This is a genomic window from Fulvivirga sp., assembly GCF_040220315.1.
Taxonomy (GTDB): domain Bacteria; phylum Bacteroidota; class Bacteroidia; order Cytophagales; family Cyclobacteriaceae; genus Fulvivirga.
Genome location: NZ_JAVJUY010000308.1, coordinates 1 through 23,108 on the forward strand (window position 1 = coordinate 1; position 23,108 = coordinate 23,108).

Genomic DNA, 23,108 nt, shown 5'->3' on the forward strand with positions numbered 1-23,108 from the left:
AGTTAGACTGCAATTTTCAGCAATCACAGTGTTGGACTATCAGGATGCTTTTAATAATAGCATCAGTTTTACCATTAGGTATAAGCTCTAAGAGCGCCAACCTTACTAAGCTTTAAAAGCATAGTAAGGTTGAACTTCTTGAAAATTAAATCAATCCTGCTTTCTTTAGTGATTCAAGTATTTGATCTTTTGACAGATTATCTAATTTACTCTTGTCATAAATATGCACAAGGTAAACCTCCTGATCTTCAGTAACTACGTAAGTTATTACTCTTGCTCCTGCAGATTTTCCTTTGCCTTTGGAAGAAATGGCCATTCTGATTTTGTAGAGATTATACCCCAGTGCAATTCCAGTAGATGGATCTTCAGAAATTGTATCAATTATTTCACTTAAATCTTTTTTAAGAGTTGGGTATTTTTTGTAGAGCTTTTTAAATAGCTTTTTGAACTCGGAGGTGGGAATTACCTTAAAGCTCATTTAGAAAGTCCATTGCTGATTGTTTTGGGAGTTTGCCCTCTTTCATAAGCTTTATTTGCTTCAGGCTTTTTTGGAATTCTTCCAGTACATCCGCATTCTCAACTTTTACATAGTCAAGAGTCTTGATGAACTCAAGAAATGCTTTGTATTTGCTGTCAGCGATATTTAAGGTTATCTGTTTCATTACTTATTCCTAAATAACTTCTATAAAGTTAAGAATAAAAGATAAGATCATGGATCAAATATTGAGAGTTTAAAAAACCTTCCTAAAACTAAGGAAGGTTGTTCTTCAAATCTTTTCTTAATTAAGCCACACGTTCTTTACCCGCCTCCATAATTGCGTAGTGCTGGATAGACTTAAAGTCAGATTCCTCTAAAGTATCTTCAGCCTTACCGGTTTTTTCAGGAGTAAATTCACCTTCATTTTCCCACCATAACTGTGCATTTTTTCTTGATTCGCTCTTATCTATATCAAATAAATGAATATATGAATCTGATACCATCCAAGGCTTCTCTACCTCACTATGCTTCTCAAAAATCATTTGGCGCATTTTTGTGGCCATCTCATCATTTCCTTTAAAATGTGAAACAGTATAAGACATGGTCTCTGGTTCTGTCATGATATTGTCCCAGAATTTTTTTGATGATACTACTTGAGCGGTTGTAAGAAGATACCCAAAGCCTTTTTCTACGGGTTCTTTGCTGATATCGCAGCTGGCTTTAAATTGTTTCTTCTTTTTACCGAATAATGATGAGATGAAAGACATGTTGTTTTTGTTTGAGTTTGTGACCTGTTAATTTTACGACAAAGGTAATCAATGGTTGCAAATTACTGTTCATTTTCGGACTCAACATGGAATTTCTCATACTGAGTAAGGAAATCTTCTAACCGGGCTGCCGGAATTTTCTTTGCGATTATTTTCTTCTTTTCATCCAACACATAGATAGTAGGTGTAGTATTGGCGTCATACGAATCATGATAAGAGCCAGTAGCAGTTCTTGGTCCATTCACCGTAATCCACTTCATGCCCATTTTATTAATGTAGTTTTCCATCTTCACAATAGAGGTATCGGCACTTACAGCAAACACCTCCACATCATACTTTGTGCTGCTATAAAAATCTGCTAAAACCGGGGTTTCTTTTTTGCAATGCCCACAGTCAGGGTCAAAGAAGTAAATTACTGTATATTTATTGGGGATAGCGTAGAGAGACTTCATTTGTTTATCCTTATCCATCATCACCATATTAGCAGCCTTGTTGCCAATTAAACTTAATCTTAATTGGTCGGCTCTTTCTTTCAAATTCTTTTTTAGCTGGGAATTGGCCCAAAAATCCATTTCACCAGATTCAAAATAGGTGTCTATCATTTCAACAAATACTCTATCAAGTCCCATAATGGTTGGATTTTGATAAAGTAACGTTACCGTCCATATAAAATACTTGTAAGTATCTTGAGTTACTTTGGCCTCTTTGGCTAGCAAATTAACTTGCTTTATAATAGAGTCAGGTTGTGGTATGATTAATCGATTAAAGTAGTTCTCAACTTTCTCTTTGTAAATTGGCCTGCCCAGACGAAGCATCGCAGGATCACCCAGGTTAAAGTTGTTCCAGTAATTTTTTTTCAGATACTGATAACCAAATTCTGTAGGATCTTCATCTTCAGGAGTATCGGGTATGTCAGCCCTTCTATTGGCTAAGAATATTTTGGAAATCAGCAAATCGGGATGTTCTTTAATGATTTTGTCCTGATGCGCCAATACTTTGTCATTTATCTTGTCTAATGCAGCCTTGGCTTCTTTTACTTCTTGCTCTGTAGAAAGGGAATCTTGAACGACCTGAACAAATGGTGAGGCCTCTTTATTTCGCTCTGCATTGAAGATCATATCATCAATAAAAAGTTTATTACTGATGTCGCCTTCAACATTTAAATTGTAAATGTAATCTTCAGTAGATGTCGTGATTTTGAAATGTTTATTTTTATCTACAAGAAAATCGAACAGCCTAGTTTTATTAAGCACCAGAAAATACATGCCCGACTCAAGTTCCTTATTTCCATCAAACGTGAATTCACCATTGCTATTCACTTGAGCAGTATCTTTCAAATAGGTGCTTTCGCCAAAGTAATTTCCAAGGTACACCGTAGTATCTGCAAGGCCTTCTACTTTAAAATCAAGCTTATAATTTTGGGCAACTACGTGTGTTGAAGAATATAGGAGCGCAACTATCAAAAAAATATTTTTCATCTAATTTTTTGTATATCGATTAATTAAACTGCTTTTGATGAAATAGGGTTCAATAGACTGTTGAAGAACCAAGGTTCAATATTAATTGCAAAACGCCTTTCCACCAAAAAAGATTGTCATAGTAACACCATTATAATAGTTTTGCCGTTCATTACGAGCTATGTCAATAAGGGTAAATAAACTCACCAAATATTTCGGAGAACAGAAGGCATTGGATGAAATTTCTTTCAGCGCCAGCGAGGGAGAAATAGTAGGGTTTTTGGGCCCGAACGGTGCCGGTAAATCTACCACCATGAAAATTGCTACGGGATATTTGCCACCAGATAGTGGCACCGTTGAAGTTTGTGGTATTGATGTCGCTCAAAGACCATTGGATGTTAAGAAAAAAGTGGGGTATCTACCGGAACACAATCCGCTTTATTTGGATATGTACGTACGTGAATACCTCGCCTTTATTGGTAAGCTTCACAGTGTAAAAGGCGGTGTGCTCAAAAGTAGAATTAATGAAGTAGTTGAAATGTGCGGCTTAACTCGTGAGCAGAACAAACTCATTGGCGCTTTATCAAAAGGTTACCGGCAGCGTGTTGGATTGGCTCAGGCTCTGATACATGATCCTGAAGTACTTGTTTTAGATGAACCAACTACCGGATTAGATCCTAACCAAATTATAGAAATTAGAAATTTGATTAAAAATACTAGTGCTGATAAAACAGTTATCTTCAGTTCGCATATAATGCAGGAAGTTCAGGCTTTATGCGATAGGGTTGTGGTTATTGATAGAGGTAGAATTGTAGCCGATGATAAAATAGAACAGTTGAAATCTGAAAAAGTGGAGGTTGTTTCCCTGGTGCTGGAGTTTTCAGAAGCACCTAATTTTAATGAGTTAACGGCAATTGAAGGTGTACTATCGGTAGAGGCGATTTCTGATTTAAAGTACAGGGTTAAGGCAACTACTACAAAAGATGTAAGGCCACTCCTCTTTGACTTTGCCTCTGAAAAAAGTCTGAAATTACTTGGCTTACAGCAGGAGGAAGTTACCATGGAGAATGTATTTAGGGAATTAACCAACTCTAAATCATGATTCAGATATTATCCAAAGAGATCAACAGCTTTCTTAATTCCTTAATTGGGTATATTGTTATTTCTGTTTTCTTAACAGGAATTGGCTTACTCATGTGGGTATTCCCAGAGACTTCAGTTTTGGAATATGGCTATGCCGATATGGAGACATTGTTTAGTCTTGGTCCGTATGTTTTTATGTTCTTAATACCGGCCATAACCATGCGCATGTTTGCCGAAGAAAAGAAGGCAGGTACTATGGAACTTCTGCTTACCAAGCCGCTAACCGACTGGCAAATTATTCTAGGTAAGTACTTATCGGGCTTTATTTTGGTAGTAGTGGCACTAATCCCAACGCTCATTTACTATTTCACAATTTACCAATTAGGCAACCCTGTAGGTAACGTAGATATGGCCGGGGTTATTGGTTCATATATTGGCTTAGTTGCACTTGGTGCTGTTTTCACCTCGATCGGAATATTAGCCTCATTGATAACTACCAACCAAATAGTTTCTTTCATTATTGCAGTGTTTCTATGCTTCTTCATCTACACAGGCTTTGAGTCATTGGCCGCTATTAATGTATGGTCATCTTCTGCTTTATTTATTGAGCAGCTAGGAATTCTTTATCACTACAGGGCAATGAGTAAAGGCCTGATAGATACCAGAAATCTGATCTATTTTCTAAGTGTGTTAGCGTTTATGCTTATGCTCACAAAACTTATTTTGGGGAGTAGAAGATGGTAAACCTGGAATCAAAACGGCTCGAAGATATACTAAAACTGCTCATAGGGCTTACGCTCATTGTATGGGTAAATATTATCTCATCTCACTATTTTGAAAGAATTGATCTTACCGAAGAAAAGAGGTATACCATTAAGGATGCGACCAAAGAAATGCTTTCCGGACTGGACGATAAGGTATATGTGGAAGTTTTTCTGGCAGGTAAGCTTAATTCAAGTTTTACCCGTTTTCAGCGTTCAATAAGAGAAACGCTGGAAGAGTTCCAGGTTTATTCAGACAATAAGGTTCAGTTCACTTTTACTGACCCCTCATCAGCTTTAAATGAAAAAGCGCGGAACGAGTTCATGCAAAACATTATGGCGCGAGGCATTCAGCCTACCCGTGTTTTTGAGGAAAACGATGGGGCCAGCCAAAGTAAGTTAATTTTTCCCGGTGCGGTTGTTTCTTATGGTGGCGCGGAAGAGGGTGTCATGTTGTTAGGTGGTAACAGGTCAGCCACAGCGGAAGAAAAAATCAATCAGTCCATTGAAGGAATTGAATATGCGCTTGCCTCGACTATCTATAACATGACAAGCATCGAAAGAAAATCTGTTGGCATAGTTAAAGGGCATGAAGAGTTAGATGAGATGGAAATGTCTAGCCTACTAAATTCTTTGCGTTCAAGCTACATTGTAAGGGATGTTAACCTCCAACATGAAATAGAAAATACCGATGCTTTATTAATTGCAAAACCAACCATGAAATTTAATGAGGAAGAAAAGTATTACCTTGATCAATATTTAATGTCTGGAGGAAAGGTATTTATGCTGTTGGATAAGCTACAAGCAAATATGGATAGTGCCTCAAATGCAGCAAACTATTCATTTCCTTATGATTTAAATCTCGATGATCAACTTTTTAAATATGGTGTTAGGATAAACAATGACCTAATTCAGGATTTCAGTGCTGCGAGTTATCCAGTGAATGTAAGTGCTGTGGGTGATGAACCTCAGATTAAATTATTGAAGTGGTGGTTTTATCCAATTCTCAATCGCTTTGGTGACCATGTCATAACAAAAAATTTGTTCGGGGTTGTTGGTAAATTTGTGAGTACCATTGATACTGTAAAGGCTGATGGAGTAGAAAAAACGCCTTTGATTTATACATCAGAGTACTCCAGAACCATGACTGCTCCGGTAAATGTTTCCTTGCAAGATCTACGAAAACAGGTAACACCTGAAATGTTCGGTAAATCTCAATTACCGGTTGCTTATCTGTTAGAGGGAGAGTTTAACTCATTATATAAAAACAGGTTTAAACCAAAAGGTGTGAATACATCAGAGTTTAAAGAAGTGAGTTCAAAAGACGCCAAATTAATAGTAGTGAGTGATGGTGACTTTGCACGTAATGATATAAACCCGAAAACAGGGAGTCCTCAGCCTTTGGGTTACGACCCATTTACCCAAACTACTTATGCTAATGAAGACTTTATTCTGAATGCCATCAATTACCTGGTGGATGATCAGGGTTTAATAACAGCTCGTGGAAAAGAAGTTAAAATCAGGCCTTTGGATAAAGTGAAGATTAAAGAAGAAAAACTGTATTGGCAGTTGCTGAATATTGTTTTACCGATAGTTCTGGTAATAGCCTATGGTCTACTTAGATATATACTGAGAAAGAAAAAGTATACCGGTTTTAAAACTGATTGATGCAAAAAAAGAAAAACATACGATTACTCATTTTACTGGTCACCGCAATTATAGTGACTGTAATTACTTATGTTTTGGTTCAACCGAAAAGTGGTATATCGTTAGATAAGAGCCTTTTCTCTTATGGTCAGACAGTTGATTTGAATAAGGTGGTGTTTGATTCAAATCCAGATGTTACTCTCGAGTTTAGTAGAAATACATGGCTGGTTAATTCATCCTATAGTGCTGATCCACAACGCATTAATGTGCTTTTTGCAATTTTATCACAAGTGAGCGTTCGAAGAGAAGTAGCATCTAACGAATTGGCCGGAGTGGATTCATTAATGAACACAAAGGGCACTCAAGTGAAATTTTATTCAGACAACAATATGGTTAAATCTTTCTATGTGGTTGGCGATGAAGGCCGAGCCGTTACGTATATGTCTGAAGATAAACAGACTTATTACCTTGTAGAGATTCCAGGATACAAAAGTTATCTGGCCGGAATATTTTTATTGGATGTAAATGGTTGGAGAAATCCACTTGTTTTTGACTTGAATTGGGCTAACTTGGCTAATGTTCAGGTTTCTTACCCACAAAATCCAGGCAATAACTTAGCCATTACTTTTAATGAGCGCAGTTTGTCACTTGTCGGCATGTCAAATGCAGACTCATCAAAATTGACGGATCTAATAGACGATATATCACTCATGTATGTGAATGATTATCTCTTTGAAAGTGAAGTTGTTGATTCATTGACTACAGAATTAAATGCCAAAATTTCAGTCTCAGACATTGCTAGAAATACATACACTTTGGAGGTGTATGGCCAAAATAGCAGTCAACAATATTTGGTAAGAAAAGACTCTTTACACTACGCTTTAATGGAGCCAAATTTGGTGAGAAGGGTAACCAAACCAAAGTCGTATTTTAGGCAATAAAATGAGTGGTTCAATATTGTAAAGCTGATTTCCTAAAAATGATTTTATTTTTAACTTTACCGTGCATAAAATTTAATAGATTCAACTAACACCTATAGAATGAAGTTCATCGTTTCTTCGTCAGTTTTACTAAAGCAATTATCAAGTATTAATGGCGTAATCACCACAAACCCTGTGGTTCCTATTTTAGAGAATTTCTTGTTTGAAATTAACGAGAATCACCTGACTATTACTGCTTCTGATTTACAGACTTCTATGATCACCGAATTAGAGGTAGAGTCTAAGGAAAGTGGAAACATTGCTGTGCCTGCCAGAATATTAATGGAAACATTAAAGAACTTGCCTGAACAGCCTGTAACGTTCACTATTGATGAAGATTCGTACAGCATTGAAATAAGTTCTGACAACGGTCGCTACAAACTGGCGGGAGAAAACGCAACGGATTTCCCTAAGGTGCCAACGGTCTCTGATGACTTCTCTGTAGACATGTCAACAGACGTTTTGGCCAGTGCTATTAACAATACCATTTTTGCTACAAGCAATGATGAGTTGAGACCTGCTATGACAGGGGTTTACATGAACCTGACAGATACCAACACTACGTTCGTTTCTACTGATGGTCACAGATTAATTCGTTACAGAAGGGTAGACGTTGCTTCTGATAATGGCAATGCCATCATCATCCCCAGAAAGGCATTGAACTTGCTAAAAACTACATTGCCTTCAGAGAATATCAATGTATCAGTAGAGTTTAACGTTTCTAATGCATTCTTCAAGTTTGGAAATATTAAGATGATCTGCCGTTTGATCGATGAGCGTTTCCCTGATTATGAGAACGTGATTCCTGCAAACAATGATAATAAAATGACAATCGATCGTTCTGAGTTTTTAAGCTCGCTGAAAAGGATTGCCATTTATGCAAATAAAACTACCCATCAGGTAAGACTTAAAATTACGGGCAGTGAACTTCAGATTTCTGCCGAAGATTTAGATTTTGCTAATGAAGCCAATGAAAGACTTTCTTGTGAGCATGATGGTAGCGATATAGAAATTGGTTTTAATGCTAAGTTCTTGATTGAGATGTTAACCAATCTTGACTCAAAGAAGGTTGAACTTATGCTTTCTGAACCTAACAAAGCTGGATTGCTAACGCCAGCAGAAAAAGATGATAATGAAGATATACTAATGCTTGTGATGCCTGTAATGTTGAATAATTACGTATAGCTTAAAGAATAATCATGTGGAAATCCATCTGCTAACAAGCGGATGGATTTTTTTATTACCTAAGATAAGAAGCCCCATTAACATCGATAATTGTTCCGGCACTATATTCTGCTCCTGCTGAAGCCAGAAATAGGATAGCATGTGCAACTTCTTCAGGTTTAGCCATCCGTTTAAATGGAGATTCTGCCAATAAACGATCTCGTTCAATAGGAGTTAATGTTTTGGCGGCCATCTCAGTATCTGTAAAACCAGGAGCCACCCCGGCAACATAAATTTTATGAGGTGCTAACGCTTTAGCTAATGATTGTGTTAGTGAATTGAGCGCAGCTTTACTCGCCCCGTAGGCAGGTTTAGTGGGTTCTCCTCGGTAAGCACCGCGTGATGAAACATTGATAATTCTGCCTCCGCCAGTATTCATCATGCTTTTAGCCGCATGAAAACACAGGTTAGCCGGTGCATGCACATTCATTGCCATGATTTCTAGCCAAGCGCGCTTCCAGTCAGTTTTATTTGTATTATTTATATCATGATCAATGGATATACCTGCATTATTGATTAAAATATCTATGCTTCCATATACATTAATAAAATCACCAACTAATTTTTCAGGGCCATTTGGTTTACTTAGATCCACTTTAAATAATGTATGGCCAATTCCGTAAAGTTGCTTAGATGTCTCTTTTGCAGCAGTATCGTTGGTTTTATAATTAAGGCCAACTTTTGCCCTTGCATTGGCAAAAGCTAGCGAAGTAGCTCTACCGATACCCCTTGTTGCACCGGTGATAAGCACGTGTTTATCTTTAAAGATCATAATTTAATATGGCCAAACTAGCCAGGCGATTACAAATTCTCTGAGTATTTTTTGTTGATATCAGAATACCAATAGCCATCATCAAATTTTTTAGTTGGCGCTTCTCCATTTTTTAAAACGTCATATACCATAAAGAGTAACAGGGCGTTTCCTATTAAAAATAGTAGAAAGACAACGGCATAAGCAACGTTTACAAATGGCATCATTGCGTAAAACATCAAATAAATCGTAACTCCTATAACTGTCCATTTAATCGGTTTCATACCACAATAACAAAACTAATGGACTAAAAGTTACTCTTCTTTTGTGCAGTATATTCTCCATGTAGGATAAACAATCTGCCCGTTTTTACTCACCCATTCGCCCACCCAGTTGAATGAATTTTCTGATATATCACTGAATGTAATGCGGTAATCTCCTTCAAACCCATTCGGTGATCTTTGATCCCGAAACAACGTAATCTTATTGCCCTCTCTATTCCCTTCCCAGGCCGGAAGCGTTGGAACAGCGCCACTGCTAGTATAATAATGAACATACCACCTTGCGCTGTCATAGTTATACTGGCGTATACTACCTGAGTGTACATTGTCTTCCTTAATTGTTTCGTCCTGAACAGCCATACCATTCATAATGTATTTAAATACCCAGGTCATTTGTACAGTGTCAGCCCAGGTATTCTGGTCAACTCTCGAAACTGATTTACAAGAACTTTTGCCAATTAATTCTGAATAATCAGCTACCTGTTTAGGAGCAACAGGATTTATTTTACCATAGGGGTTTTGGTTATTGGCTACGTAATCAAAGTTTTGGCTATGGCTAACAATCGAAGTCAGCATAAAAAATAAGGTAATTGCTTTCATGGTTTTTTTGAGCTAAAAACCTTAAAAATGAAGGGTCCACAAATTTTTTGCAGTTAATGATGTGAATTTTGCAGTTAACTAAAGGCTTATGTTATCTAATACTGCCTTTAATGCCTGCTCACCCGATTTTGAAATTTTAACCTCTTCCTTATTAGATAACTTTACTTTAGAACTCTCAAAATTGAGGCTATCAATAAACTCAAGATTCAATAGTGCTCCCCTGTGAACTCTGAGAAACCCATGAGGTTTCAGTTCTTTTTCCAGAAACTTCATCGATTTTCTTAAGTAGTAGCTTTTGTCGATTGTATGAATTCTTACGCAATAGTCATCTGCCTGAATCCAACAGATATCTTTAAAGTGCAATGGTTTGGTGTAATCTCCGTGCTTTACTATTATTTTTCGCTCTCCTTCACCCTGTTTTAAATTTTCTAATTCAACCCATTGCGCCTCTATGGTTTTAGATTGTGCTGCCATTTTTACAAATAAAATAACTGCTAGATAGGCAAGAAGAAATGTAATACCTTTCTGATAGAAAAAGAATGTAAACCTTTCAGGCAGTAATGCGATGGTTGCATTATTCTCGCTAAAAATGGATAGGATGGCAATAGATAGAATTGCAAATAATGTAGTTGAAAGACTTAAACCAGTCAATTTAAAATAATTAATTTGTCTTAGATCTGAGGTTTCTAATTGAAACGTTTTATGACTCAAAATCAAAATAGGAAATGCAAATAGTAACCAAATCATCCATCTGGATAAATGATTTAAGAGAAATTCAGAGAATGCAATCGCATTTTCACTTAGCTGAAAAGTATCTACATAAAACTTTTGTTGGGAGGCATCAAATACTACAAGCAACGTAAGTGTTGCAAATAAATAGAGTAATGATCTGCGATTTAATAACTTAGACATTTATAAAACCTATACGCTTAATCTCGTTTAAGGATATGTAGAATTTATTGAAGATGAAGAAAATAAATATTTTAGAAAAATTCGGATTGTTTAATGATAACTGGTCACCAAGAATAATTGGTGAGCTAAATGGACAGCAAGTAAAGCTTGCTAAGCTAAAAAATGATTTTGTCTGGCATAGTCATGAGCATGAAGATGAGTTGTTTTTAGTGGTTAAGGGTACATTAATGATGGAGTTCAGAGATAGGACTGAAGAGGTGAAAGAGGGGGAAATAATCATTGTTCCCAGAGGTGTTGAACATAACCCGCATACAATAAATGAAGAGGAAGTTTGGGTGTTATTATTTGAGCCAGCGGCCACTAAGCACACAGGAGAGGTGAAGCACGAAAAAACAGTGAACAATCAACCCTGGATATGAAGCGTTGGACTAATATCTTTCTAGTAATTTTTACAATATCAACGGTTTCAGCTCAATCGAGTGATTCATTAATTACCATTGGTCATAGAAATTACGAGTTGGGTGATTACCCTGAAGCGATTAAATATTTAAACCTGGCTGCAGAAGTAGATGGTAGAAACCCCGAAATATTCTATTTACTTGGGGTATGTAAATCGCAGTTACAATTAAATAATGAAGCACTGAAGGATTATCAGATCGCCCTGGCATTAGACCCTACTTATGCCGAAGTGTATTTTGAAAAAGGCTATTCTCTATTTATGCTTGGTAAGCTGGAAGAGTCAATTGAAGCTTATGATAAATCGATAAAATTGCGTCCGGAAAATGCAGTGGCTTACGTGAACAGGGGCAGCGTAAAATGCATTTTGGGCGATAAAGAAGGTGCCATGAAAGATTGGAAGAAAGCAGAAGATTTAGGTGCACCACTGCCCGAACAGGATTGTGATATTTAAAAACTGCGTTGAATTTCCAGGTTCAGCTCATCTGCAAATTGCTTCAGTTTTTCGGAGAAACTTTTGTAGTTGCTGCTGGTAAGAATTTCAACATCTTCTTTGTCGGTAATGATAGAAGCAGTGTACATGGTGAAATTAACTTGCCGTTCTCTTGACCTTGAATTGGCCGTATAACCTTCATTTTCTTTATCAAGGCGGATAGCCCGTAATTCCTTGTATCGATATTCGTATTTCTTTACATTTTGACCAAGAATCTTCGTAGCATCTGTGATTATCTTTGATTGAGTATCTACAGAAAGCTGGTATTTCATTGTAGCAGTAATACCAAATAAAATAAGTATTAAAACGTACCATAGGTTGCTAAAACCGAAGTGGGTTATAATGAAACTAGTAGCCAAGAAGGAAATGCCAATAATAATTTTGAATTCTGTGGAGAAGTAGTCTGTGGTGTAGGATGTTTTCATTTATGAATTTGCTTAAAATGGATAAGGAACTTTGTTAGATTATCCTCTTTTACTCGATCAAATGTACATTTTAACCAAACTTGGTCATTTGATCGGTGTCCATTTTTAACGGCAGCCAACCACTGTTTCTCACTTTCCGATATTTGCTTGATCAGGGATTTTATAATGGCTTTAGATACATTTGATTCTTCGCTTACAATAGTTTTAATTTTTCTATCCTCAGTTACTTTAAAGGTAATAACCACTGAGGCTTTGCCAATCTTAATTTTATCTTTCAAATAGCCAAAATTGAATCCTGTTAAAAAGTAAAAATTGAGTTGTTCATCCCCTCCAATAAATAATGCAGGATGATCCAACACTTCATCCTTTATTTTGAAATTAATATCCATAATCAGGCTGTCTTTCGAGTGGTCATATTGTTGCACCAACTCTCCTTCATTATTGAAATAGTTCCAAATACTGCTTTTTTTACTGTTCAAATAAAGACCTTGAGATCTTATCTTGCTAAAGTTATTTTGAACCTTGATCTCAATTGAATCAATTTTATTTTTCGAAGTGAAGTTTCTCTTTTCTACTATGTCGTTTGCTGAATCTGGATAATAGGTTCTCCATACACCTTGTTTTTTACCAAACACATAAGTCCCTTCTTCTTTGAGGGTATTTTTAGCCTTCCCAAATCCTACTTCAAAATAGTATTTCCAATGTCCTGTTTTGAAATCCTCTCTGAATGAGCCTGATTTTAATAATTGTAGACCAAAAACATTATTTCTATACTTTATATATGAGCCATCTTTGATTTCATTTTTACCATTCTTTATAACTTCATATTCCTCAACGATCCCTTTTGAATGGGATACAACTAATTCTTTTTGGCTGAATGCATTATTGTGAATAATTATTAATAGAAAAATGAATAAACCAGTTTTCATGAATTATTTTATTTATGATGCTCCGCAGCATTAACAGCAGCACCAATTATACCGGCATTATTTAACTTTTCAGAAACTGCAAAACGTGTTTTGATTTTTAATTGATGCCGAAATTTATGAATCTTTTTGCTGGCGCCACCACCAATAATGATGAAATCGGGAGAAAAAACTCTTTCAATGTGCAGAAGAAATTCATTCACTCTTTTGCCCCATTCATCATAATCCAATTCTTCTCTCTTACGGGCTGAATCAGCGGCATATTTTTCGATCACGTCACCATCTTTTCCTAAAATTCTTCCCAATTCAAAATTGGGTAAGAGTACACCATCATAAAACACGCCACTTCCTATTCCCGTGCCAAAAGTAAAAACCATTACCAGTCCGGAATGATGTCTACCGGCACCAAAGCGCATTTCTGCAATACCAGCTGCATCGGCATCATTAATTATTTCAAAATGTTGGTCGTCACAGGCATCGCTAAAGATATCGTCAATGTTTTTGCCTGTCCATGAATTGTCGAGGTTAGCATCATATACTGCTTTTCCTTCAATAACTACAGTTGGGAAGGCACAGCCAATATCGTCAGTCCATTTGAAATGATCTCTGATTTCTTTTATTACCTGTGACACTGCTTCAGGAGAGGCAGGGTTAGGAGTATCAATTCTATATCTTTCGCTAATTAATTTGCCTTCAATAGTATCTACGATAGCTCCTTTAATGCCAGAGCCGCCTACATCAATTCCCAGTATTTTCAATTTCTGTCTTACTTAGTTCTTTTAATTGATCATAATTACTTTCATTCATTAGCAAGTTATTAAAAACATCTTCATCAATGATATTTTGAAATGAATAATCTGAAGAGTTAATTAACAAAATTCTGAGATTCCTTATTGCTAATTCTTCCTCTCCATTGGAAGCAAAAATTTTAGCCAGTTGCCAGGTTATTTGGGGAACATAATTATAAAACTGCCACATTTCGGCAAATTTATCAGCTAGTCTCCAATCTTTTGCCTGAATATTCCACTGAATCCTTTCAAATAGATTTGCAGAAATAAAGCTTCTCATTCTTGTGCCTACATCTTTTTTTAGCTCATCATCTGACTCAATCAGCTTATTGGTCTTTTTACTAAAACCTTCCCATATGTTAACATTTATTGAGTCAGGATTAGGCGGAAATGTTGAATACAATTTTTGATACATCACCTTAAAGGATTCCATAATCTCAGACCTTAGGTTGGTTTCATACTTAATTGCTTTGATATAAAGCTTCTTCTGTTTTTTAAATGATTTCTGATCAATTATCTTATTATCATAACTCACGTTCTTTAATTGATCAATATTTCTTTGTGCTTCAACGAGATTATTGCTCGTAATGAGTGAATCGATTCGATGATCAACGGTTTCACTAAAAAGAATTGAATTCATGCCCCAATTATTCATTGTCCATAATACAGCTTCGCGGTAATACTTTAGAGGTGGCCATCTATGTGGGCCGGTAAAAACCAACCTGTAGTTATTAATCTTTAAGTTGTCCATCTTGCTATCTAGCTCAATCATTTCAAGCAAATTGAAGTCAAGATGGCCAACCAATGATACATAGTTAAATTGCCCGAATTTGTATAAATTCTCAATGGAAGGCTCACCTGCACCGCATGCAATCACAGTATTAATAATTTGGGTATCATTTGCTAAAGCAAGAGACACGCGACTACCACCTGAAAAACCGGAACATATGATCCTTTCTTTATTGATTGAAAACTCCTTGAAAGTTTCATCTAACATTCCATCAAAAACTTTTAAATTGTTCTCGAGTGGGCCATTCCTCGAGTTGTAAGAACAAATAATAATAAAGCCAAATTCTTCAGCTATAGATTGATAGTTTTTAATTGGCATAAAACCGAGCCCACCGGGATCAAAGAAGTAAATAATTGGCCATTCCTTTTCAGAACTGTAGCTACCAGGAAGGTAAAGGCTATAAATTAAATTAGAATTTTCATTCAATTTAATACTATCCAAAAACTCACCTTTTGGTAGATCACTAGCAAGGCTCGTAGTTGGTAAATAAAGTAAGGAACAAAAAATAATGATTAGGTAGTATTTAGACATATTATGATTTAAAGAATTTTAATCGATAACTGCCCTGACTGATGGATTAAATTTATTTAAATTAAACGACAAATCATTATTAAATACTCTTTGTTACATGTTGCCCACTAGGATTGCTTTTATAAAAAGTTCAATTATTACCTTTTTAAAATCTTAAAAGCGATCTCACGACCGTGCCCTTGTACCATAGCCAAGTTAATCCAAAACCATGCGAATTGTTCCATCAATTGAAATTTATCATTACCACCTACATCTATGCATGAACCAAACCCTGCATCTATAGCCAATTGTGAAGCGACTATTTTCCCTTTTTCACTATCACCACAGACAAACATATCAATTTTAACACCTTGATATTCAGTGTTTTCCATATTGTTATACCCGGTAGTATTAAAACACTTTACTACATCAGTAGTGGCAGTATTTGTCAATATTGCCTCAGATGTATTTGTGTAACCCGCAGGCCCTTTACCCATAATGATATTCATAGCATCAATAATCACTTTACCTGAAGTATCTCCAAGGCTTTTTGTAACATCGATGGCGGCCATAGCAGGCGTGGCAATTAGAATGACCTCACTTGCGTTAACGGCATCTGCTACGGTGTGTGCCGAAGTAGCCGGGTTGGACAATAATTCCTTTCCTCTAAAATTCTGAGTATCCTGAACCCCAAGATAAATCGTATGACCGGCTTTGACCCATTTGGTGGCCAAAGCCCCACCTACATTGCCTGTTCCAATAATTGCAATATTCATTCTTTATTCTCTAACAGTTTAACAATTGTTTTAGCCAATTCTTCTCCAGACATGTTCTGTTGACCTGTTACCAGGTTACCATCTACAACTACATTAGGCTTCCAGTTGTCAGATTTTACAAATTGAGCCCCAATTTTCTTTAGCTCATCTTCAATTCTCCAGGGCATAACTTTAGTACCAGCTGCTTGATCAGCATCATCTTCTTCTCCATTGGTGAAGCCCGTTACATTTTTACCTTCTACAATAAAATAACCGTTAGAATGTTTGGCATATCTTAATATGGCTGTTCCATGGCATAGTGCCGAAGTGATTTTGCCGGATTCATAAAACTGACTAAAGAAATCGTGAAGTGTTATCTCAGATTCAAAATTAAACATAGGTGCTTGCCCACCAGCTACTATTATAGCATCATAATCATCCGGATTTACTTCACTTATTGAAGGTGTATTAGTTAGTAATTTTTTGAATGCTTTATCCTGAAGCACTTTTTTACTGAGTTCATCCCAGTCAGAATATTTACTGTCATCAAACGGATTACTCATGGCGTCCATTTCTAAGTTACCGCCTTTCGGACTGGCAATTTCTACTTTGTAGCCACGACTAGTAAATACATGAAAAGGATGTGTTACTTCTGATGCCCAAAAACCAACAGGCCAACCTGTTGTACTGGAAACTGTAGGATTGGCTGCTATTATTAATATGTTTTTTGTCATAACTCTAATGTTTAGTTGTTACAAACTTCAAGGAGCTACATTCTTAAAACAATATACTTACTTTTATGTAGGGTACTTACTTTATAGAAAGAAATGGGATTTTCGTCAAAAAATAGTGTTTAATTGTAGTCTTAAATTTAAAGTAATGCCTGAGTTTATACATAATCATAAAGTTTATTACAATCCTGTAGAATTTGCCATGGATCAGATAGGCGGAACTTGGAAGATGCCAATTTTATGGAGATTGAAAGATCAGGTGCTGCGCTTCAGTGAGTTTAAGAAGACAATGCCTAAGATTACCGATAAGATGCTTACCACACAGCTTAGAGAGCTCGAAAAAAACGGTTTTATAAATAGGAAGGTGTATGCTGTTGTTCCACCCAAAGTTGAGTATTCTATAACTGAAAAGGGTTTAAGAGCCATTCCTATTATCGATACCATTAGAAAATATGGTTTGGAATTGATGCTGGAAGCAGGTATTACCACAGGGTAACTTTTACAATTGTTACCACACCAATTATAAGTATAAGTACAAGCGATAATCGTTTAAATTGATCCTGTGGAATTTTGATTAAAATTCTTTTCCCTATAAATGTTCCTAGTAGCCCAATACCAAAAAGAAAAGGGATATAGATAAAATCGTGATCATGTATATAGCCATTTTGATAATAAACTACAGTTCTTGATAAATCAACCATAAAATCTATAAAAGCAGATGTGGCAATGAAAATGCTTTTCTCCAGGTTAAATGCAGCCATTGTTAGCCCTCTAATAGCCCCGCCCGTACCTAAAATGCCGGATGAAAGTCCTGAAAGAGAACCTCCAATAATAGATTCTTTGAAATTAGGGGCTATTTGAAAGTCTTTTTTTAGTAGAAACAATAAACTGAGGGAGATTAAAAAGCAGCCCAACACTATTTCTAAAATGTAGGGAACAAAAAGACTCGATAAATAACCGCCAACTATCACCATAATCACTGAAGGAATGCCAATACGTATGATTAACTTCTTATCCAGCCCTTTTCTAAAAAGCATAATTTTACTCAGGTTGCTGGAAAGGTGAAAAACTGCTGTCAGACCTAGTACAGAGTAGAAATCGAAGTAGAAATTACCTATTGGCACAAAGAAAACAGAAGACCCAAACCCACCAATGGTGCCAACTATTTCAGCACCTAAAGCAAGAAGTAGAAATATGACGTTTACTTTCACTGGCTATTCAGTATCATTTCATAGGTTGGGTAAGACCAGTATTCAATATAACTAAAATGGCACTACTTTTGGTTGAGGCTTGAATCTAAATTATTAGCTAACTTTAATTTTCAATTTAAATTTAAATGTAGGGAAGATGAGACTTATTACAAGACTATTATTTAGCACGATATTAATTGTAAGTTTTGCATCATGCGATGAAGTAAATGACGTATTAAACGCAGGTTTAACCGATGATGAAATTGTACAAGGACTAAAAGAAGCACTGACGGTGGGTACTGATAGCTCGGTAACATCTGCTTCAGCAGTGAATGGGTATTTATCAAATCAGGCGATTAAAATATTACTACCACCGGAAATTCAAACATTAAAAAATACAGTTGATAATGGGTCAGTGAATGTTCCAATTGTCGGGGATATTCCTTATCAAACCCTTCTGGATGCGTACGTATTATTGGCACCAAATATTGAAACGGATCCTTTTGATGAGCTAATTACTGCAATGAATAGAGGAGCTGAAAGTGCTGCTGTGAAAGCTAAGCCAATATTTATTGATGCTATAACTGGAATAAGTATTACTGACGGTCTGGGAATATTACAAGGCGGGGAAACTGCTGCTACAGATTATTTTCGAACCAATACTTCTACTAATTTGGTAACTGCATTTACACCTGATGTGAGTTCGGCACTTGGCGATACAAAAGCCTTAGCAATCTACTCTGATCTTGTTGGCTTTATGAACTACAGCTATAATTATGGCTTAGGAACAGTTGCTGTTTCAGATGTCATTGATCTTGGCGTTGAACTACCAGAATCAATCGAAGGCTATGCCACTGAAAGGGCTGTTGATGGATTGTTTCATTTGGTAGGTGAAGAGGAAAAGCAAATCAGAGCTGATCCATTTAAATGGGCGAGTGACATCTTACGTAAAGTATTCGGAAGCCCTCAAGCAGGTAATTAACAAAAAAAGGAGGTATTAAACCTCCTTTTTTATGCTCTTACTTTTTCGGGTTGACCGAGCTGCTTCAACATAGAAGCATGTAATGAGATGGCCTTCCAAAAAGTTGGCTGTTGGTGATAAGGCAAGCCAAATTCTTCTGCCGTTTTTCTAACGATAGCAGACAATTTCTTGTAATGCACATGGCAAATTGTTGGAAACAAATGGTGCTCTACCTGAAAATTCAATCCTCCCACATACCAGTTTAAAAACCAATTGTTAGGGCTGAAATTGGTAGTTGTAAATAACTGATGTATAGCCCAGTCGTTTTCCAAATTGCCTTCAGCATCCGGTAATGGGTATTCTGTTGTAGGCATAACATGTGCCGGCTGAAATACAATACCTAATATAAAGCCTGCCACCATGTGCATGGCAATAAAGTGAATGACTATAATCCACCATGGAGCGGCTATTGTTAATAGTGGAATTACTAGGAAGATCGTATAATACACCACCTTACTCAATGCCAACTTTGTCAACTGCCAACCAACATTCACATTTTGGGCTTTGGTAAGCCCCATTTTTTTATACCTGAATAGCTGACGGAAGTCTTTGGTAGTAATCCATAAAAAAGTCATGAGCGAATACAAAAACCATCCGTAAATATGCTGTAACCTATGCATTTTATAATGCTTGGCATGTGGCGATAATCGCATTAGTATGCCCGGATCAATATCTTCATCTACACCTTCTACATTCGTATAGGTATGATGCAGCACATTATGCTGAATTTTCCAGTTTACGGAGCTACCACCCACAAGGTTGATCACATAGCCCATGTACTTGTTTACTGTTTTATTTTTTGAATAAGCACCATGATTGGCATCGTGCATAATAGAAAATCCTATTCCTGCCATTGTTGCGCCCATAAACATCCAGGCAGCTAACATGAACCATACATTGGCAATAACACCTGTTACAAGCAGTGCGTAAGGTATCGCATAAGCAGTTAAAAGAATAACCGACTTCCAAAACATGGTACTATTACCGTACTTGGAAATATTATTTTTTTCGAAATATTCTCCCACACGCTTCCTGAGCACACCAATGAAGTTGAACTCCTGATTTCTCGAAAATTTTATTGACTTATAATTCATTAACTCACGTATTGAACTTACGTATTGATTGTTGATGCAAAGATAACACTATAACAATGAAAATTGAAATAGTAACTGCATAACACTATTGAGCCAAATTAGTTGCAATCAAAGGCACTTCTTTACTAATTCTTGTACTACTTCATTTTCGTTAAAGCCCAATTTGAGGGCTTTGGAGAGTGCATTGCAAGCTTTTTTCTTTTTTCTTAGTTGATAATAAGTTAGCGCCTTGAAATAATGCCCTAATGAATAATTCGGCTGAATAGTTAGTCCTTTTTCAATGTATATCAGCGCTGTTTTAGGCTTATTCAGCAAATAGTAGCAATATCCAATATTTACATGTGTATAGTTTTGTTCTGGTTGAAAGTGCAATGCATTTTCAAAATCTAAAATAGCCGCTTCATACTTTTTCAATTGAAAATTAGTTAGGCCTTTGTTCCTGTAAGCATCCGCATTTTGTGAGTCGAGCTCCACCACTTTTTGCCAATCAGAATGGGCTTCTTCATATTTTTCATTTTCAATGTGAAGGACTGCACGCCTGTAATATACCTCAGCTGAAGTTGTGTCCTGTTCGATAAACTTATTGTACTGCTCCAATGCTTTGTCAGGTTGTAACTCATCTCTGTAGAGATTCCCTAACTGCAAGTACGCCCACTTATAATCAGGGTTAAATGCTAACGCCTCATTCCAATGGTATTTGGCAGAATCGATGTTGCCAATGGATTTGTAAAGAGAGCCTAAAGTCATTTTATACTGCACATTGCCGCTATCTCTTTTTATAGCCTTATTTAATACCAATTTGGTTTCGTTCAGGCGCCCCTGTAAAGAAAGAACTTCGGCAAGGCTCAACACAATTGATTGATTCTTAGGGTGCAACTCCAAGGCCTCTTTGAACTCATTTTCTGCATCAAGCAATCGATTTTGTTGGATTCTTATTTTTCCCTTTAGCTGGTGCATATAAGCCTGATCAGTAACAAACTGGCGGTATCTTCCAATGGAATCAGGTTCCAATCCTAACCGCTCGTACGATCTATTCGTGGATTCTATTAAATCATCAGTAATATCTAACCCAACATTGCAATACTGTACAGCTAGTTCATACTCTTTTGTTTGATAGTATATTTCTGAAAGCCTCAATGCTGCAGCAAAACTTTGAGGATAGATTCGCAGTATTTCATTGAAGGCAGCTAGCGCTCTGGAGGTATCGCCAGCGGCTAAAATTTTCTCACTTCTAATCAGTAAGTCAACTTTATCTTGTCCATACATCAATTGGCATGAACATATAAATAAAAAAAGGAGTACAATTTTTTTCAATCGAATAGGGAATAATTGCCAAACTGATCAGCAGGTGCAAAAGGTTTAATTAAGAATTCGCTATCATTCTTAATATCTTCAATTTTAGGTGAAACGCTGTAAATATGTATTTTATTGGAAGGGTAGGATGATATCATGGCAACTAATTCTTCTGTAGAGGCGTGACTATTCAGCCATGCTTCTTCCTTATCAGTATCTATAATCGCAGGCATTCTGTTATTCATCGAGTCGATTGCCGAATTGGCTTCTGTGGTTAATATTTTAAACGTATGTAGCATATCCCCATCTTCGCCTTCAAATTCTTCCCAAAGTCCGGCAACTCCAACGATGCTATTGTTATCAAATACAATTCTATGGGCCACCCGGCCTTTTTTACTGATCCTTTTCCACTCATAGTACCCATCCATAGGCACGATACATCTTGTTTGGGTAATCGCTTTGGATAGAGAAGTTTTTTGTGTTATATGTTCTATTTCTGTAAACAGCAGTTTGCTGCTAAGCGCTTTGTTATTCGACCAATCTGGTATTTGGCCCCAATAAAAGTAAGAAATACCCTGGCTGCTCTTTGTGATTATTGGCAGTAGCTGAGTGGGAGCTGCATTATACTTCGGTTTATAGCCCGATGTAACTTCTACATTAAACCGTTGTGCGAGTTCACTGGCAAGTACAGTTAAAGTATAACGATCACCCATGTTACTAAATTAATAATTTTAGATTCAACCTTTAGTGACTGTGGCAAAAGCTACTGCTCTTTTTTCTGACCAATACATTTTTTCTGAGTTAAATTCTGTAAAACCAACATGGCCACCATAATCAGGGATTTCTAACGTAACAAATTCATGACCTTTTAACTGATCTACTGGGTAGCAATCTTCTGAAAGAAAGGGATCGTTCTTGGCATTAATAATCAGTGTGGTGCATTTAATTGAATCTAAATGATAAAGCGAGCTACACTGAGTATAATAATCAACAGCATCTTTAAACCCATGAATTGGGGCAGTATATTTATTGTCAAAATCTATTAAAGTGGAGATGCTATTAAGTCCATTCACATCTAGCTTATCGGGCATAATTTTGGCCTTCTTTCTTATTTTGGCTTTTAAGTTTCTCAAAAACCGTTTTGAATATACCATATTGCCCCGTTTAGATATTTTAATGCAGCTGGTATGTAAATTAACAGGCACTGAAATGGCAATAGCTTTAATAATGCGTTTGTGCACATGGCTGCCTTGCTCACCAAGATATTTTAAGGTGATATTACCACCTAAACTAAACCCTACAAGCACAATTTCATCATAATCATGTGTTAGGCAATGGTTAACAACAGAATGTAAATCGTCTGTTGCACCGCTGTGATAAAACCTAAGCTTTTTATTTACCTCTCCGCTACACCCGCGATAATTCCAGGCACAAACATCGAAACCGGCTGTGTAAAAAGCTTTACCCATGCCTCTTACATAAGGTTTTTCGCTGTTTCCTTCCAAGCCATGCGAAATAATCACTAACTTCTTGGCATCTTGCTTCACCCAATCTAAATCAAGAAAATCATTATCCGGAGTAGTAATACGCTCACGTATATAAGGTTGGAATTTCACCTTTCTGAATAACGCAGGAAAGATGGTCTCAAAATGTGAGTTCAAATAAATTTTTGGTGGTTGGTATTTCATTCTTCGG

28 protein-coding genes are annotated in these 23,108 nt (G+C 36.5%); 9 read left to right on the plus strand and 19 right to left on the minus strand.

The window, feature by feature from the left end; translation table 11 throughout:
- Positions 1 to 145 precede the first annotated feature (145 nt).
- The 4 genes from RLO81_RS15470 to RLO81_RS15485 form a co-directional block, all read right to left on the minus strand.
- Positions 146 to 478, minus strand: coding sequence for a type II toxin-antitoxin system RelE/ParE family toxin (locus RLO81_RS15470; protein WP_350113578.1), 333 nt, complete (start codon positions 476 to 478; stop codon positions 146 to 148).
- A complete protein-coding gene (locus RLO81_RS15475) occupies positions 468 to 662 on the minus strand; it encodes a hypothetical protein (protein ID WP_350113582.1) in 195 nt (64 codons plus the stop codon). The genes RLO81_RS15470 and RLO81_RS15475 overlap by 11 nt, the downstream gene beginning before the upstream one ends.
- A gap of 121 nt (positions 663 to 783) precedes the next feature.
- Positions 784 to 1,245, minus strand: a complete 462-nt coding sequence (locus RLO81_RS15480) for a hypothetical protein (protein ID WP_350113585.1) — start codon at positions 1,243 to 1,245, stop codon at positions 784 to 786.
- 62 nt (positions 1,246 to 1,307) lie between these two features.
- Positions 1,308 to 2,723 (minus strand): thioredoxin-like domain-containing protein, encoded by a 1,416-nt coding sequence (locus RLO81_RS15485; RefSeq protein WP_350113588.1) that lies wholly within the window; start codon positions 2,721 to 2,723, stop codon positions 1,308 to 1,310.
- A 160-nt stretch (positions 2,724 to 2,883) separates the two neighbouring features.
- On the opposite strand from RLO81_RS15485, the gene gldA reads away from it, so the two are divergent.
- The 5 genes from gldA (at position 2,884) to dnaN (ending at position 8,358) form a co-directional block, all read left to right on the plus strand.
- The gene (gene gldA, locus RLO81_RS15490) at positions 2,884 to 3,804 is read left to right on the plus strand and encodes a gliding motility-associated ABC transporter ATP-binding subunit GldA (protein WP_350113591.1); all 921 of its coding nucleotides are present in this window, start codon (positions 2,884 to 2,886) and stop codon (positions 3,802 to 3,804) included.
- Positions 3,801 to 4,529: a gliding motility-associated ABC transporter permease subunit GldF gene (gene gldF / locus RLO81_RS15495; protein WP_350113594.1), complete on the plus strand. Its 729-nt coding sequence runs from the start codon at positions 3,801 to 3,803 to the stop codon at positions 4,527 to 4,529. Before gldA ends, gldF begins: the two co-directional genes overlap by 4 nt.
- Positions 4,523 to 6,214: a gliding motility-associated ABC transporter substrate-binding protein GldG gene (gene gldG, locus RLO81_RS15500; RefSeq protein ID WP_350113597.1), complete on the plus strand. Its 1,692-nt coding sequence runs from the start codon at positions 4,523 to 4,525 to the stop codon at positions 6,212 to 6,214. Before gldF ends, gldG begins: the two co-directional genes overlap by 7 nt.
- The gene (locus tag RLO81_RS15505) at positions 6,214 to 7,134 is read left to right on the plus strand and encodes a DUF4340 domain-containing protein (RefSeq protein WP_350113600.1); all 921 of its coding nucleotides are present in this window, start codon (positions 6,214 to 6,216) and stop codon (positions 7,132 to 7,134) included. The genes gldG and RLO81_RS15505 overlap by 1 nt, the downstream gene beginning before the upstream one ends.
- 99 nt (positions 7,135 to 7,233) lie before the next feature.
- A complete protein-coding gene (gene dnaN / locus RLO81_RS15510; RefSeq protein WP_350113603.1) occupies positions 7,234 to 8,358 on the plus strand; it encodes a DNA polymerase III subunit beta in 1,125 nt (374 codons plus the stop codon).
- Between the two features lie 55 nt (positions 8,359 to 8,413).
- On the opposite strand, the gene RLO81_RS15515 is transcribed toward dnaN, so the two are convergent.
- The 4 genes from RLO81_RS15515 to RLO81_RS15530 form a co-directional block, all read right to left on the minus strand.
- Positions 8,414 to 9,169: an SDR family NAD(P)-dependent oxidoreductase gene (locus tag RLO81_RS15515; protein ID WP_350113606.1), complete on the minus strand. Its 756-nt coding sequence runs from the start codon at positions 9,167 to 9,169 to the stop codon at positions 8,414 to 8,416.
- 29 nt (positions 9,170 to 9,198) lie between these two features.
- On the minus strand, positions 9,199 to 9,432 hold the full coding sequence (locus RLO81_RS15520) for a hypothetical protein (protein WP_350113609.1): 234 nt from the start codon (positions 9,430 to 9,432) through the stop codon (positions 9,199 to 9,201).
- Positions 9,433 to 9,462: 30 nt separating this feature from the next.
- Positions 9,463 to 10,029 carry a hypothetical protein gene (locus RLO81_RS15525; protein ID WP_350113612.1) on the minus strand — a complete coding sequence of 189 codons (567 nt, stop codon included), beginning with the start codon at positions 10,027 to 10,029 and terminating at the stop codon, positions 9,463 to 9,465.
- A 78-nt stretch (positions 10,030 to 10,107) separates the two neighbouring features.
- A complete protein-coding gene (locus tag RLO81_RS15530; protein WP_350113615.1) occupies positions 10,108 to 10,941 on the minus strand; it encodes a LytR/AlgR family response regulator transcription factor in 834 nt (277 codons plus the stop codon).
- Between the two features lie 53 nt (positions 10,942 to 10,994).
- Here RLO81_RS15530 and RLO81_RS15535 point away from each other — a divergent pair, with 53 nt between their 5' ends.
- Both RLO81_RS15535 and RLO81_RS15540 read left to right on the plus strand, forming a co-directional pair.
- Positions 10,995 to 11,360: a cupin domain-containing protein gene (locus RLO81_RS15535; RefSeq protein ID WP_350113618.1), complete on the plus strand. Its 366-nt coding sequence runs from the start codon at positions 10,995 to 10,997 to the stop codon at positions 11,358 to 11,360.
- Positions 11,357 to 11,851 (plus strand): tetratricopeptide repeat protein, encoded by a 495-nt coding sequence (locus tag RLO81_RS15540; protein ID WP_350113621.1) that lies wholly within the window; start codon positions 11,357 to 11,359, stop codon positions 11,849 to 11,851. Before RLO81_RS15535 ends, RLO81_RS15540 begins: the two co-directional genes overlap by 4 nt.
- Here RLO81_RS15540 and RLO81_RS15545 read toward each other — a convergent pair.
- The 6 genes from RLO81_RS15545 to RLO81_RS15570 form a co-directional block, all read right to left on the minus strand.
- Positions 11,848 to 12,315, minus strand: coding sequence for a hypothetical protein (locus tag RLO81_RS15545; protein WP_350113624.1), 468 nt, complete (start codon positions 12,313 to 12,315; stop codon positions 11,848 to 11,850). The genes RLO81_RS15540 and RLO81_RS15545 overlap by 4 nt on opposite strands.
- Positions 12,312 to 13,244, minus strand: a complete 933-nt coding sequence (locus tag RLO81_RS15550; RefSeq protein WP_350113627.1) for a toxin-antitoxin system YwqK family antitoxin — start codon at positions 13,242 to 13,244, stop codon at positions 12,312 to 12,314. Before RLO81_RS15550 ends, RLO81_RS15545 begins: the two co-directional genes overlap by 4 nt.
- 8 nt (positions 13,245 to 13,252) lie before the next feature.
- Positions 13,253 to 13,999: a polyphosphate--glucose phosphotransferase gene (ppgK, locus tag RLO81_RS15555; RefSeq protein WP_350113630.1), complete on the minus strand. Its 747-nt coding sequence runs from the start codon at positions 13,997 to 13,999 to the stop codon at positions 13,253 to 13,255.
- On the minus strand, positions 13,980 to 15,350 hold the full coding sequence (locus RLO81_RS15560) for a hypothetical protein (RefSeq protein ID WP_350113633.1): 1,371 nt from the start codon (positions 15,348 to 15,350) through the stop codon (positions 13,980 to 13,982). The genes ppgK and RLO81_RS15560 overlap by 20 nt, the downstream gene beginning before the upstream one ends.
- A 137-nt stretch (positions 15,351 to 15,487) precedes the next feature.
- Positions 15,488 to 16,105 (minus strand): NADPH-dependent F420 reductase, encoded by a 618-nt coding sequence (locus tag RLO81_RS15565; RefSeq protein WP_350113636.1) that lies wholly within the window; start codon positions 16,103 to 16,105, stop codon positions 15,488 to 15,490.
- On the minus strand, positions 16,102 to 16,818 hold the full coding sequence (locus tag RLO81_RS15570) for a type 1 glutamine amidotransferase domain-containing protein (protein ID WP_350113639.1): 717 nt from the start codon (positions 16,816 to 16,818) through the stop codon (positions 16,102 to 16,104). The genes RLO81_RS15565 and RLO81_RS15570 overlap by 4 nt, the downstream gene beginning before the upstream one ends.
- 145 nt (positions 16,819 to 16,963) lie before the next feature.
- Here RLO81_RS15570 and RLO81_RS15575 point away from each other — a divergent pair, with 145 nt between their 5' ends.
- Positions 16,964 to 17,311 carry a winged helix-turn-helix transcriptional regulator gene (locus RLO81_RS15575; protein WP_350113642.1) on the plus strand — a complete coding sequence of 116 codons (348 nt, stop codon included), beginning with the start codon at positions 16,964 to 16,966 and terminating at the stop codon, positions 17,309 to 17,311.
- On the opposite strand, the gene RLO81_RS15580 is transcribed toward RLO81_RS15575, so the two are convergent.
- Positions 17,298 to 18,026: a sulfite exporter TauE/SafE family protein gene (locus RLO81_RS15580; protein WP_350113645.1), complete on the minus strand. Its 729-nt coding sequence runs from the start codon at positions 18,024 to 18,026 to the stop codon at positions 17,298 to 17,300. The two genes, RLO81_RS15575 and RLO81_RS15580, sit on opposite strands and share 14 nt — an antisense overlap.
- 136 nt (positions 18,027 to 18,162) lie before the next feature.
- On the opposite strand from RLO81_RS15580, the gene RLO81_RS15585 reads away from it, so the two are divergent.
- Positions 18,163 to 18,987 (plus strand): DUF4197 domain-containing protein, encoded by an 825-nt coding sequence (locus tag RLO81_RS15585; protein WP_350113648.1) that lies wholly within the window; start codon positions 18,163 to 18,165, stop codon positions 18,985 to 18,987.
- Positions 18,988 to 19,016: 29 nt separating this feature from the next.
- On the opposite strand, the gene RLO81_RS15590 is transcribed toward RLO81_RS15585, so the two are convergent.
- The 4 genes from RLO81_RS15590 to RLO81_RS15605 all read right to left on the minus strand — a co-directional run.
- Positions 19,017 to 20,120, minus strand: a complete 1,104-nt coding sequence (locus RLO81_RS15590; RefSeq protein WP_350113651.1) for a fatty acid desaturase family protein — start codon at positions 20,118 to 20,120, stop codon at positions 19,017 to 19,019.
- A 108-nt stretch (positions 20,121 to 20,228) separates the two neighbouring features.
- Positions 20,229 to 21,386 (minus strand): tetratricopeptide repeat protein, encoded by a 1,158-nt coding sequence (locus tag RLO81_RS15595; RefSeq protein WP_350113654.1) that lies wholly within the window; start codon positions 21,384 to 21,386, stop codon positions 20,229 to 20,231.
- 44 nt (positions 21,387 to 21,430) lie between these two features.
- Positions 21,431 to 22,126 carry an SOS response-associated peptidase gene (locus RLO81_RS15600; RefSeq protein ID WP_350113657.1) on the minus strand — a complete coding sequence of 232 codons (696 nt, stop codon included), beginning with the start codon at positions 22,124 to 22,126 and terminating at the stop codon, positions 21,431 to 21,433.
- 24 nt (positions 22,127 to 22,150) lie between these two features.
- A partial coding sequence (locus RLO81_RS15605) for a YheT family hydrolase (RefSeq protein WP_502880463.1) occupies positions 22,151 to 23,108 on the minus strand: 958 nt, incomplete at its 5' end.